Annotated in this window: 10 protein-coding genes; 6 read left to right on the top strand and 4 right to left on the bottom strand. The window is 65.5% G+C overall.

Annotated elements, in window-relative coordinates; genetic code table 11:
• The first annotated feature begins 138 nt into the window (after positions 1-138).
• Positions 139-3,846, top strand: a complete 3,708-nt coding sequence (locus HWE17_RS19585; protein ID WP_176389885.1) for a PAS domain S-box protein — start codon at positions 139-141, stop codon at positions 3,844-3,846.
• Between the two features lie 13 nt (positions 3,847-3,859).
• Complete coding sequence (locus HWE17_RS19580) at positions 3,860-4,855, top strand: HD domain-containing phosphohydrolase (RefSeq protein WP_176389884.1); 996 nt, start codon at positions 3,860-3,862, stop codon at positions 4,853-4,855.
• A gap of 11 nt (positions 4,856-4,866) precedes the next feature.
• Here HWE17_RS19580 and HWE17_RS19575 read toward each other — a convergent pair whose 3' ends face one another.
• From HWE17_RS19575 to HWE17_RS19560, 4 genes are all read right to left on the bottom strand, one after another.
• Positions 4,867-5,463: an RES domain-containing protein gene (locus HWE17_RS19575; protein WP_176389883.1), complete on the bottom strand. Its 597-nt coding sequence runs from the start codon at positions 5,461-5,463 to the stop codon at positions 4,867-4,869.
• Positions 5,464-5,522: 59 nt separating this feature from the next.
• The gene (locus tag HWE17_RS28740; protein ID WP_255206318.1) at positions 5,523-6,167 is read right to left on the bottom strand and encodes a hypothetical protein; all 645 of its coding nucleotides are present in this window, start codon (positions 6,165-6,167) and stop codon (positions 5,523-5,525) included.
• Positions 6,168-6,291: 124 nt separating this feature from the next.
• The gene (locus tag HWE17_RS19565; protein ID WP_176389882.1) at positions 6,292-8,172 is read right to left on the bottom strand and encodes a triacylglycerol lipase; all 1,881 of its coding nucleotides are present in this window, start codon (positions 8,170-8,172) and stop codon (positions 6,292-6,294) included.
• Positions 8,173-8,185: 13 nt separating this feature from the next.
• Positions 8,186-8,968: a YdiY family protein gene (locus tag HWE17_RS19560; RefSeq protein WP_176389881.1), complete on the bottom strand. Its 783-nt coding sequence runs from the start codon at positions 8,966-8,968 to the stop codon at positions 8,186-8,188.
• A gap of 256 nt (positions 8,969-9,224) precedes the next feature.
• Between HWE17_RS19560 and HWE17_RS19555 the strand changes: the two genes are divergently transcribed.
• From HWE17_RS19555 to hemB, 4 genes are all read left to right on the top strand, one after another.
• On the top strand, positions 9,225-9,911 hold the full coding sequence (locus HWE17_RS19555; protein ID WP_035819315.1) for a winged helix-turn-helix domain-containing protein: 687 nt from the start codon (positions 9,225-9,227) through the stop codon (positions 9,909-9,911).
• Positions 9,904-11,256: a HAMP domain-containing sensor histidine kinase gene (locus HWE17_RS19550; protein WP_176389880.1), complete on the top strand. Its 1,353-nt coding sequence runs from the start codon at positions 9,904-9,906 to the stop codon at positions 11,254-11,256. Before HWE17_RS19555 ends, HWE17_RS19550 begins: the two co-directional genes overlap by 8 nt.
• Positions 11,257-11,420: 164 nt before the next feature.
• A complete protein-coding gene (locus HWE17_RS19545) occupies positions 11,421-12,323 on the top strand; it encodes a DUF535 family protein (protein WP_176389879.1) in 903 nt (300 codons plus the stop codon).
• Between the two features lie 110 nt (positions 12,324-12,433).
• Positions 12,434-13,408 carry a porphobilinogen synthase gene (gene hemB, locus HWE17_RS19540; RefSeq protein WP_070218449.1) on the top strand — a complete coding sequence of 325 codons (975 nt, stop codon included), beginning with the start codon at positions 12,434-12,436 and terminating at the stop codon, positions 13,406-13,408.
• The last annotated feature ends 8 nt before the right edge of the window (positions 13,409-13,416 follow it).

Here is a 13,416-nt window from a genome sequence, read left to right as displayed (position 1 = left end):
CCGAGCCTTGCCCTGGTCGACTGCTACCGTTGTCTTTTCCGCTGTGTTGCCGCTTTAGTAAAAAGCGTGGCGCCGGCGCGCGCGGTGCGCCGTCATGTTTTGCGACGTCACGTTTCACTCTATTGAGTTCACGACAGTATGCTGAGTTCCATCTTTGCCGTATCGACCGATACCATGCAGTACATCTATGGCACGCACAATGCGTGGCTGGTGCTGTTTTCCATCGGCATCGCCATCTTTGCCTCGTTCATGGCCCTGCAGATTGCCGGCATGGCGCGCAGCAGCGAGCGCGGCTTCCAGCGCCAGACGGCCATCATCACGGGCGCCATCGCGCTGGGCGGCGGCATCTGGTCGATGCACTTCATCGGCATGCTGGCCTTCGACATCTGCACGCGCGTGTCCTTCGACCCCAGCCTGACCTTGCTGTCCATGCTGCCCGGCGTGGCCGCCTCGTGGGTGGCGCTGCACATGCTGGCGCGTCCGAGCATCAACTGGCGCCAGCTGGTGGTGGGCGGCGTGCTCGTCGGCGTGGGCATCGGTTCCATGCATTACAGCGGCATGGCCGCCATGCAGACGTCGCTGACCCTGCATTACCAGCCGTGGCTGTTCGCCCTGTCGCTGGTGGTGGCGGTCGTCATGGCCATGCTGGCCCTGTGGATACGCTTCGGCCTGAGCGCCATGCGTTTGCGCCTCAGTCCCCTGGCGTCCTTGCTGGTCAGCAGCGTCGTCATGGGGTTGGCCATTTCCGGCATGCATTACACGGGCATGCTGGCGGCGCGTTTTTCCGGCACGCCCACGGTTGGCGACAACACGATCACGGTGCAAGCGTCGTTCGTGGCCCTGGCCGTGGCCCTGATCACCGTCACCCTGACCGTCTTCGTGGCCGCCGCGAATGGCTTGCTGCGCTACCGCCAGCTGCTGCGCCACGCCAGCGCCAGCGAATCGCGCCTGCGCGCCATCGTCGATACGGCGGCCGACGGCTTGATCACCATCGATGGACAGGGCAAGGTGCGCTCCTTCAATCCCGCCGCGGAAAGCCTGTTCGGCTGGCGCGAAGCGGACATCGTGGGGCGCGACGCCAGCGTGCTGCTGCAGCCGGCCGACGCGGCCGAGTACCAGGGCTATCTGCGCGACTACCTGGAAACGGGCGCCTCGCGCATCCTCGACAGCGGACGCGAACTCGATGGCTGCCACAAGGATGGCACGGTGCTGCCCATGCGCGTGGCGATCGGCAAGATCGACACGCCGGGCCAGCCCCTGTTCGTGGCGTTCGTCACGGACATGCGCTCGTCGCGCAGCATGGAGCAGGCGCTCAAGGACAGCGAGCGCCAGTACCGCACTCTGATCCGCAATATCCCGGGCGTGTCCTTCCACTGCAGCTTCGCGCCCGAATGGAAGATGATCTTCATCAGCGACGCCGTTTTCAATTTGACGGGCTGGATGCCGCAGGACTTCATCGAGGGGCGCGTGCGCCTGTTCGAACTCGTGCACCCTGACGACCGCCAGCGCGTCAACGACACCTGCGTGCAGGCGGCCGGCGAAAAGCGCGATTTCGAGAACGTCTACCGCATGATGCACCGCGACGGGCGCGAGCGCTGGGTGCGCGAAAGCAGCGGCCCCGTGCTCGATAACGACGGCGTGGTGCGCTGGATCGACGGCGTCATCCTCGATATCACGGAAAGCGAATTGCGCAACGCCGAATACGAAGGCAAGGTGACTGCCATCTCGCGCGCGACGGCCGTCGCCGAGTTTGACTTGCAGGGGCGCATCCTGGCGGCCAACGAGAACTTCCTCGACCTGGTCGGCTACCGGCTCGACGACGTGCTGGGCCTGCACCACAGCATCTTCTGCGAACCGGGTTATGTAACCTCGCCCGATTACATCGCGTTCTGGCAGCACCTGGCGCAGGGTGAATTCAACACGGGCGAGTACAAGCGCATCGGCAAGGATGGCGGCGAAGTGTGGATACAGGCCTCGTACAACCCGATCTTCAACACGGACGGCAAGCCGTTCAAGGTGGTCAAGCTGGCCACCGACGTGAGCGAACGGCGCGCCATGCAGGAAAACCTGCGTGCGGCAAAAGACCGCGCCGAACTGGCCGCCGAATCGAAGACCAGCTTCCTGGCCAACATGAGCCATGAAATCCGCACGCCGATGAACGCCATCATCGGCTTCACGGAAGTGCTGCTGGGCACGGCCCTGGACAGCCTGCAGCGCCGCCATCTGGGCACGGTGCGCCAGTCGGCCCGCTCGCTGCTGGAACTGCTCAACGACATCCTCGATATGGCCAAGCTGGAAAAGGGCGCCACCGAACTGGAACTGGTGGACTTTTCGCTGCCCGACCTGGTCGATCACGTGGCCGCGTCGCTGCGCGTCACGGCGCAGGCGCGCGACCTGGTGCTGCATGTCGACGTCGATCCCGGCATGGGCCAGTTCTTCCTGGGCGACGCGCGCCGGGTGCAGCAGGTGCTGACGAACTTGATCGGTAACGCCGTCAAGTTCACGGAAGTGGGCCATGTGCGCGTGGCCGTCGGCATGCAGGGCGAGCAGGTGCATATCGCCGTGCATGACACGGGCATCGGCATTCCTGCCGACCGCCTGGACAAAATCTTTGCGCCGTTTACGCAAGCCGATTCCTCGATGAGCCGGCGCTTTGGCGGCACGGGCCTGGGCACGACGATTTCTCTGCAGCTGGTCGAACTGATGGGGGGCACCATCACGGTGGAAAGCACCCTGGGCGTGGGCAGCGTGTTCCACGTACTGCTGCCGCTGGCGCCGGGCAAGGCCGTGGCGCGCCGCAGCGAGCAACCGGTGGTGGCCCTGCCGCCGCTGCGCATCCTGGCGGCCGACGACGTGCCGCAGAACGTGGAGCTGCTCTTGATCAGCCTGGGCGCGGCCGGCCACCAGGTGATCGCCGCCAGCGATGGCGAGAGCGCCGTGCGCGAGTTCAGCAAGGGCAGTTTCGACATCGTCCTGATGGACGTGCAGATGCCGCGCATGGATGGCCTGGAAGCGGCGCGTTTGATCCGCGTGTTCGAGCGCGAACAGGGCCTCAAGGTGACGCCCATCATCGCCCTGACGGCCAGCGTGCTGGAACAGGACCGGCGCGCCGCGCAGACGGCCGGCATGAACGGCTTTGCTTCGAAGCCGCTGGAAATGCACAAGCTGACGGCGGAAATCGCCCGCCTGCTCGATATCGCCGTGGCCATGCCGCCGTCGGCATCGGGCGCGGCGGCGAGAGTGGCGTCCGGCCAGGTCGACTGGCAGCGCGGCATCGCCCTGTGGGGCGGACGCGAAGCCTTGCAGCGCGCGATTGGCCGTTTCGTGCAGGCCAATGGCGATTGCGCCGCCATGCTGGCGGCGGAACTGGAGCGCGGCGGCGTCAGCGTGGCCGGCCATCTGCTGCACCGTATCAAGGGCGCGGCGGGCAACCTGTGCCTGGTGCAGGTCGAAAGCCTGCTGGGACGCATCGAGCAAGCCATCGCGCGCCAGCTGCCGGTGACGCAATTGCTGGTGCAGCTGGCGGCCGCCTTCATGGCGCTGGCCGGCGAGCTGGAAGAGGCGGGGTTGCCGGCCGTGGCCGTAGGTGCGCCGACTGCCGGCGCGCCCCTCGATGCCTCCGCCGCGGGCGCCTTGCTGCGGCAAGCCATCGCCAGCCTGGAAGGCGGGCAACTGGACGACGCCCTGATGGCGCAGATCGCCGCCATGCTGGCGCCGCACGGCCAGCAGCCGCGCCTGCAGGCGCTGGCCAGCGCCATCGACGACTTTGAATTTGCGCGCGCCGCGGGCGTGCTGCGCCAGCTGCTGGCGTGGCTGGAAACGCCAGCGCCGGCCGACCTTTCCTGATATTGGGCTAACGATGACATTACACGAAGATAAACCGATCCTGCTGCTGGTCGACGATGAAGCGACGAATCTGCAGGTGCTGCGCCAGATTTTGCAGGACGATTACCGCCTGCTGTATGCCAAGGATGGCGAGAAGGCGCTGGAACTGGCGCAGAACAATCCCGTCGAACTGATCCTGCTCGACATCATGATGCCCGCCATGACGGGCTATGAAGTGTGCCGGCAATTGAAGGCCATGCCGGCCACCGCGTCCATCCCCGTCATTTTTGTGACGGCCCTGTGCGACGTGAAAGACGAGGCGGACGGCTTTGACGCCGGCGCCGTCGACTACATCACGAAACCCGTCAGCCCGCCCATCGTGCGCGCCCGCGTGCGCACGCATCTGTCGCTGGTCGACGCCGAGGAATTGCGCCGCTCGCGCCTGCAGGTGATCCAGACCCTGGGCCAGGCGGCGGAGTACAAGGACAACGAGACGGGCATGCACGTCATCCGCATGAGCTATTACGCGCGCCAGCTGGCGCTGGCGGCCGGCTACAGCGCGGCCAGAGCGGAAGATTTGCTGAACGCGGCGCCCATGCACGACGTGGGCAAGATCGGCATCCCCGACGCCATCCTGCAAAAGCCGGGCAAGCTCGATGCGGACGAGTGGCAAGTCATGCGCCGCCACGCGGAAATCGGCGCGGCCATCATCGGCGAGCACGCAAGCGGCCTGCTGAAAATGGCGCGCACCATCGCCCTGACGCACCACGAGAAATGGGATGGCAGCGGCTATCCGCAAGGCTTGAAAGGCGAGGAAATCCCGCATGAGGGCCGCATCGTCGCCATCGCCGACGTCTTCGACGCCCTCACCAGCGAACGCCCGTACAAGCGTGCCTGGACCATCGACGAAGCCATCGCCACCATGCAGCGCGACAGCGGCACGCACTTCGACCCTGAGCTGCTGGCGCTGTTCGTGGAACAATTGCCGGCCATGCTGGAGATCAAGGACAAGTGGCGCGAGCCGGTATAGGGAATCTCAGATCAGGGCGGGTCCACGCGCAGGTGATCGGCCAGCAACTGTGCATACGCAGCGCTGTCGCCGAATGCCAGTTGTGAGCACGCCATGGTCTGGCCCAAGGTTGCCATGTGGCGCGATGAAATGGCATACGCAAGTTTGCCGGGCTGGCGGCGCGATGGATACATGAAACCGTGAATCGCGCCGGCTTCCTGTGCGATGATCTGATCCAGCTGCCAGCCCAGCCATTGGCACCAGCCGTGATCGGGGCTGCGCAATTGGTCAAAAATACCGAGCCGGCTGGCGGCAAGCCCTGTCAGATCGAGCAATTGCAGCGGGGTGCTGAATGACAAGGTCGCGATCAGCGCTTGTTGCGCGCCATGCGCGATATAAAAGGTGCCCGGGCGCGTGACGTCGTTGCGGCAAAGCTGGGCTTCCCAGGCTGCCGTGCAGGTATCTTCCGCGATATAGACCCAGTGATAGGGGAAACCGTCCCGCTCAGCCAGCTCGGCGGGCGGCCCGAAGCGGTAGGTGCGTTCGACTTTCGCCGGCCAGATGGATGCCACGTTCCACGCTGCGCGTATCAGGGCCTGGCCAGCTGGAAAGGTGACGATATTGCGCAATAATTCTGCGCGCAGCCATATCCGGTGGGACGGGGGACGTTGTATGTCCGTGTTGCATGTTAACCCACGATGTCAGCCATCCCCCTATGCTGCCACTTCGCCACCGCAAGCACCTTGCGCAATCTCTCGTTTGCCGGCAGATTCAGCAGCGCCTGCTGGCCTGGATGGATCTCGGCCCGCGTCTCGAACGATTTGCCAGCGAGCATCTCTGCAGGCGACAGTTCGTTGAGTTCGTCTGCACCACTGACCCAGAAGGCATGGATTTCACTGCTGGGCTGGCCGGCAAGGATGGCCAGTACCGGCGCGATCAGTTCCGGTACGGGCTGGACAAATTGCCACGCAGGAAATTCCTTGCCGATACTGCGCCCTTTGGGCGTCACGCAATAAAACCGATTGTTTTCCACCGCGCGATACAGCGACGCTTGCGACAGTTCCACCCATCCTTGTCCAATGACATCGGACACCTTGAGTTTTGACACGGGAAGCTGGAGCGGCGTGAGCGGCGGCGCGGCGCCCAGCGAGGCGCGCGCCTCATGGAGCGCGCGTGTGGCCAGGTCGATCAGGCGCGGGCGCTCGGGCCCTTGCGCCAGTATGTCGAGCTGTGCGGTCACGAGGCGCGAGAATTGTTCCACCAGCCGCAGGTCGCTATCCGTTAAGGCCTGAAGCTCGGGCGCCAGAGTATCGTGATGCAGATGCGCTGTCATGATGATTCCTTTGCAGTAGCGTGGTAAAGCACATCATATACAAGATTCTCATGTTTCGCAACTTTATCATGCGATGTAACTTTCGTATCCAGCGATAAGGCATGCGGAAAGAATGCCAGGTGCATCAGGGCAAGGTGTCAGGCATGCGCAAAATCCGCCGTATCTCCAGAATCGCCTGCGGACTTTCCTGCACGCTGTGCCACGACGGGATGACTTTTTCCGACAGGGCGCCGTCGAGGTGGGCGCTGGCGTAGGGCACCACGCCGTCGCTCGATTCCGCCAGCGGCAGGTCCGGCGTGTCGTTGCCCATGATGGAGTAGTAGCGCACGTTCGGGCTGATGGGCAGGTCGGCTACCAGGCGCACGAACGGATCCTTGTCGCTGAGATTATCGATGCTGTTGGGGATGCGCAGCGGTTCGCTGCTGCCCGTGTCGAGCTGCGCCAGGCTGCCAGCCGCGTCGGACAACTGGTCGAGCATGTTGATGGGCAGAGTGATCAGGTTGGCGATCCAGCGCGCCACCTTGTGGTTGGCGAACGAGGTGCCGCGGTGCGGCGCGGCGATGAAGATGGCGCGGTTTACTTGCGGCATGGCCGTGAAATTCAGGTAGGGCGCCAGGCCGGCGCGCACTTTTTCCGCTTTCTTGCCCTTCAAATTGTATTCTTCCGTGATGGCGTCGAGCAGGGTGTTGCTGGCATCGGAGACCATCAGGCGCGCCAGTACGCCGCCCATGCTGTGGCCGATCAAGACCATGTCGTTGGCCGCGTCGGCCCTGGACGAAGGGTCGAACTGCGCCAGGGTCGCGTTCAGCGCCTTGCGGATGGCGGCGTTGTTGGCCGCCAGCGGCGCATTGCTCGGGTAGTACACCTGCCAGATCTGGTAGCGGCGGCGCAGCTGTTCGTCGCCCATCAGTTCATTTGCCACGTTGATCCACGCTTCCGGGCTGCTGGCCAGGCCGTGCAGCATGACGATGGTGCGCTTGTTCGGATCGTAGGGCTGCATCAGGTGCACCTGCGGGCGCGAGATGCCGTCGGCGCGGCCGAACAGGGTGCGCAGCGCCTGCACGCCGAAGCCGGAACGGGCCAGCCACAGGCCATAGCCGGCCGTGAAATTGGCGGCCACGGGCAGTTCCTGGCCCGCCATGCGCGTCGATTCGCTGCGCGTCGGGTCGACCAGCATCACCAGCAGCTGCTGCGTGGCCAATACCTCCTGCAGGCTGTTGCCGTCGAAGCGGATCAGCGCCGTGACGACAGGGAAGCGGGTTTCCTGATACGGTACATAGCCGTCTTTCGAAGGCCTGGGCTTGGGCATGACGGCCACCAGGTCGGCGCCGAAGCCGTCGCGCCGGTACACATTACGCAGGCCGGAAAACGACAGCGAAGTGGCCGGCAGCAGTTCGTCGGGCAGGGTGCCGTCATCGGGCAGGCGCAGGGCCGACAATTCGCTGTCGATCTGCCAGCCGGCGACGCGGATTACATGGCCGTCGGGCCGGTATTCGCCACGGTGGCGAAACAAGTTGCCGACGGCCTTTTGCACGGCATAGTTATAGTAGTCGCGGATTTGCGTCTGGCGTTCCTCGAAGGCGCGCTGGCCCGGCGTGCGCGTCGTGTAGAACAAATAGGCATACGCGTAGCGGGCCGACTCGAGCCAGGCGGCCAGCGTTTCCGCACTCGGGTGGCCGCCCTGTTTTTCTTCCGCCAGCGCGCTTTCCAGCCACAGTTCGGACAGGGTGGCCAGGCGCTGCTCGTCGCTGAGCAGCTCGGAGCGGGCCAGGTCGGCGCGGCAGCTGCCCGTATTGGCTTCGCAGGCGGCGATGTCGCTGCCGATGATGCGCAGCACCTCGCTGGCCGAGGCGCTGAGTTTGCCCGTGGTGAGGATGTCGCCGCGCCGCTGCTGCAGGTAGTCGGCCGGCGAGATCGCGCTGACGGTGACGGCGGCGCAGCCGCTCAGGAGCGCCGCCGCGCACAGCAGGGCGCATACGCGCAGGCGCCGCATCGGCATCAGCATGTGGGGGTGCGCCTTAGAACGAGTAGACCAGCGTCAGCGACGTTTGCGTATCCGTGTTCTTCTTATCGTCCGGTACGCGCGTGTCGTTGCGGGCGCTGAAGGCGGCTTTCATCTGCATGGTGCCGTTGATTTTCGTGCTGAGGGCTGTTTCGGCGATCGAGTGGGTGTTCGACGTGCCCCGTTCCACGCTGACCGTCTGGGTGAACATGGCCGACTGGCTGATTTTCCACTTCATGGCGGCCGCGCCGCGCACCGTCAGGCCGTGCTCCGATTCGCCCGCGTCGTTGGTGCCGCTGAAATAGCCCGGACCGACTTCCACGTCGACGCTCTTGTCGCTCGACTGGTACCAGCGCGAGCCATGACCGACGGCCAGCGTCGAGTACTTGGTGTAGGCGCCGAACTTGTCGTTGACGTGCGAGGCCAGCACGAACAGCTTTTCATGGTCGGCCATCAGCTTGTAGGCGGCCTTGGCGGACGCGGAAAAGCGTTCGGCCGAGCGTTCGCGCACTTTCTCGCCATCGTCGTTGGTCGTTTCGTCTTCCTTGAAGTAACCGCTGAAGATGTACTGGTTGCTCCAGTCATCGAGTTCCTGGCGCGCGTCGATCTTGCCCGTGACGGAAGTGCCGACCGTATTGCCCGAGGTGGTGATGGCGCCCAGTTCGGCGGAAGTGCTCCAGCTGCCGATGGGGATTTCATCGAACAGCATGCTTTGCTTGGTGTCTTTTGTGTCTGCGGCGGCGCTGCCGCAGCTGATGGCCATGGCCAGCGCCAGTGCGAGAGAGTGGGTCGATTTCATGGCAGTATTGGTTTGTGGCGTGCGCCAGGCGCGCCTGATCTTCGTTAATGGCAGTGGTGGTTTGCAGGCCGCGGCAAGCCGGAAGGCGCCGAAAACATGCGCACATCAGCATGCGCGCGCGGGCGCGGCCAAACATTGTCGAGGCTGTATTGTACCTGACCCTGCCATCGCGCGCCGCACGCGGCGGGGCTGGCAAGTGGTGCGCGCCTGGCGTATGCTGCGCCTATTTGCTACCTGATCTTTACAAGGAACTCCCGTGCGCTGCCTGGTCATCGAAGACGAAGCTGAAACTTCCCGCTATATCTGTGCCGGCCTGCGCGAGGCCGGCCACGACGTCACCGCTTGCGACAATGGCATCGACGGCATGCGCCTGGCCTGCGGCGAAGACTGGGATGCGCTGGTGCTCGACCGCCTGCTGCCCGGCGAGATCGACGGCCTGGCCATCGTCGCGCGCCTGCGCGGCATGGGGCGCAATACACCCGTGCTGGTGCTGTCGGCGTTGTCCAGCGTCGACGAGCGCGTGCGCGGCCTGCGCAGCGGCGGCGACGATTACCTGTCAAAACCGTTCGCCATCGCCGAACTGCTGGCGCGCATCGAGGCGCTGCTGCGGCGCGCCGCGCCCGTGCCCGAAGCGACGCAGCTGCAGGTGGCCGACCTGGTGCTCGACATGCGCACCATGCGCGTGACGCGCGCCAACCGGCAGATCGCCCTGCAGCCGCGCGAATTTCGCCTGCTCGAATACCTGATGCGCCACCAGGGCCAGTCCGTCACGCGCGCCATGCTGCTCGAAGCCGTGTGGGACTACCATTTCGACCCGCAGACCAACGTCATCGACGTGCAGGTGAGCCGCTTGCGCACCAAGGTGGACAAGGAATTCTCGCCGCCGCTGATCCACACGGTGCGCGGCGTCGGCTACACCCTTGGCGTGATCGACGGTGCGTAACTGGCACCGCTCGATCGCGGCCCGCCTGGCGCTTGGCTATGGCGTGCTGGTGGTCGTCTCGATCAGCATCGTCTGCGCCGTGTTCTATTTCGGCACCATCGGCGTGCTCGATCGCAGCGTGGACCGCAAGCTGACTTTGCTCTCGGAGCGCCTCGCCGCGCTGTACCAGCAGGGCGACAGCAGCCGCACGACGGCGGAAATCGCTCATCTGCTGACCGACCGCACAGACAGCGACACGGAGATCTTTTTGCTGGTGGGCGCCGATGGCCGCCGCGTGGCGGGCAATCTGTCGGCCTGGCCCGACGTGGGCAGCCCCGTGGGCCGCCTGCTGCACCGCGACGTCACGCGCGAAGGACGCCGGGTGCCTGCGCGCATGCTGATCCGCGATCTCGATGGTGGCGCGCGCCTGTTCGTCGGGCGCGACATGGAAGAGGGCAAGTCGATCCGCACGCTGGTGCTGCGCTCGCTGGCCTATGGCGGCGGGGTGGCCATTTTGCTGGTGGTGGCGGGCGCGTGGCTGTTCCGCCGCCAGCTAGAAGCGCGTATCGGGCAGATCCGCCGCACGGCGGGCGAAATCGAGGCCGGTGACCTGAGCCGGCGCATTCCCGTCGCCAGCGAAGACGAATTCGGCTTGCTGAGCCGCGACATCAACCGCATGCTCGACCGCATCGAACACTTGATGGAAGGCGTGCGCCACGTGTCGAACGCCATCGCGCACGACTTGCGCACGCCGCTGGGACGCATCCGCAACAAGCTCGATGGCGCCCTGCGCCAGCGGCAGGACGTGGCCGGCTATGCGCAGACGGCGCAGGCGGCCATCGATGATATCGATGACCTCACGCGCGTGTTCGACAAGCTGCTGCAGATCGCGGCGGCCGAATCGGGCATGCGCCCCGAGAATTTCGACGACATCGACCTGCAGCAGATCGGCGCCGACATCGTGGAAATGTACGAAGCCACGGCTGACGAGCAGGGCGTGCTGCTGGTGCAGATGTATGGCGACGGCGTGCCCGCGCGCGGCGACCGCAACCTGCTGGGCAGCGCGCTGGCCAGCCTGGTTGACAACGCCATCAAGTATGCGGGGCCAGGCGCCACGGTGGAAGTGTCGGCCGGCAGCGATGAGCAGGGCGGCTGGCTGGCCGTGCGCGACAATGGCCCCGGCGTGCCAAAGGAAGAACTGCCGAAGCTGACGCAGCGCTTTTACCGGCTCGACAAGAGCCGCCACTTGCCCGGCAATGGCCTGGGCTTGTCCATCGTGGCGGCCATCGCGGCCCTGCATGGCGGCAGTCTGGAGATCGAGGACGCGGCGCCGGGCTTGCGCCTGCGGTTGCGGCTGCTGCGCTAGCATGGCCGGCGTGGCGTATCGGCACATTACCAACTTGTAACCCCCTTCATTTTCGCCTCCCCCTATCATCGGCTCTACCCGGCGTGGAGCGGCTGCGTGCGCGCAGCCGCCTGTTCCGGGCTGCCCGCGGCCGTCGCCGCGTCCATTTCAGTAGAGCCGTTCGCATGCATACTTTTACCGCCACCGGCGACAACGCCGCGCCGCAGCAGGCGCCACTGCGCCAGCATGGCCACCGTATCAAGGCCGCGCTGGGCGCCATCGTCTTTCCCGTGCAGCGCGCGCGCTGGCAAGCGTTCATTGCCGCGACGCCGGGACTGGCGGCGCTGGCGCAAGCCCATACCAGCCTGCTGTACAAGATTTATCGTCCCTACGCCAGCCGCCAGTTCGGCGGCGCGGCGCGGGTGGACCTGCTGTGCGGGCATTACCGTTTCCTGTGGCAGGCGGGCGCGCGGCCGCTGGTGGAATACGCGGCGCGCCGCGCGCTGGTGCTGGCCGCCATCGAGGGCAAGGATGGCGCCAGCTACCGCTTGCAGCTGACGGCCATCCACGACAGCCACCGCGAAGGGGAGTTGTGTCTGCGCCTGACGCGCGACGGCGTGCCGTTGTACCTGGCCAGTTTCCTGTTCCGGCCCCGGCCCGACGGCGCCGTGATCCAGCTGGGCGCCTTGCAGGGCTTGCGCTCACCGGCCGGCGCGCAGGCGGTCAAGGAAGCCACGCGGGCGCTGCACGGCTGCCGGCCGAAAAACCTGATGGTGGCCGCCTTGCGCGACCTCGGCGATTTTTTCGGCTGCGGCCACCTTGACCTGGTCAGCAACGCCAACCGCATCGCGCTGAACTGGCGCCGGCGCCGGCATATCTCGTGCGATTACGACCTGGCGTGGCGCGAATTGCATGCGCTGCCCACCAGCGGCGGCAATTACCGCCTGCCTTGCGGCCCTTGCCGGATGCCGGAGCTGGAGCTGCTGCCGTCGAAAAAGCGGGCGGACGCGCGCCGCCGCGGCGCCATGCTGCTGCAGCTGGCGGCCGACATGCGCTGGCAAGTGGCGGCCCTGCTGCACGCGCAATGACGGGGCGGGGCGGGGTTTCTTGACCTGCGCGGCTTTTTTGCCGGGCGGCCCGGCGCAAGCGCCTTGATCGGCGTATACTTGCGGGCGTCCTCAACCTGAAGCCAGTTACCATGCCAGCACAATTCCCCACTTCGCGCATGCGCCGCCTGCGCGCGACCCCGCAACTGCGCGAGCTGTTCCGCGAAACCGAAATCAATCCGCGCGACCTGGTCCTGCCGATCTTCGTCGACGAAGGCAGCAGCGATTTCATCGACATCAAGTCCATGCCCGGCGTGCGCCGCATTCCCGAAGCGAAGCTGGCGCAGGAAATCGAGCGCTACGCGCGCGCGGGCCTGCGCTCCGTCATGACCTTCGGCATTTCGCACCACAAGGACAGCCACGGCACGGACACGCTGAACCCGGACGGCCTGGTGGCCCGCATGTCGCGCATCATCAAGGACGCCGTGCCGGAAATGGTGGTCATGTCCGACACCTGCTTCTGCGAATACACGGACCACGGCCATTGCGGCATCCTGCATGGCGACACGGTCGACAATGACAGCACGGTGCTCAACCTGGGCAAGCAGGCCGTCATCGCGGCCCAGGCGGGCGCCGACATCATCGCGCCATCAGCCGCCATGGATGGCCAGGTGGCGGCGATCCGCAGCGCGTTGGATGCGGCCGGCTTCCACGACACGCCCGTGATGGCGTATTCGACCAAGTTCGCCTCCGGCCTGTATGGCCCGTTCCGCGACGCGGCCGGCAGCACCCTGAAGGGCGACCGCAAGACCTACCAGATGGACCCGATGAACCGCCGCGAAGCCGTGCGCGAGTCCTTGATCGACGAAGCCGAAGGCGCCGACGCGCTGATGGTCAAACCGGCCGGCGCTTATCTGGACATCATCCGCGACCTGCGCGAAGTGACCCGTTTGCCGATCGGCGCCTACCAGGTCAGCGGAGAATATGCGATGATCAAGTTCGCCGCGCAAGCGGGCGCCATCGACGAGCGCCGCGTGGTGCAGGAAACCCTGGGCGCCATCAAGCGCGCGGGCGCGGACATGATTTTTACGTATTTCGCGATGGATGTGCTGAATAATCCGTATTGAGCCTTGTC

This window comes from Janthinobacterium sp. BJB401, from assembly GCF_013372745.1.
Taxonomy (GTDB): Bacteria; Pseudomonadota; Gammaproteobacteria; order Burkholderiales; family Burkholderiaceae_D; genus Janthinobacterium; species Janthinobacterium rivuli.
The sequence above is the reverse complement of the archived record's forward strand: the minus strand, read 5'-3'. Positions and strand labels throughout refer to the sequence as shown.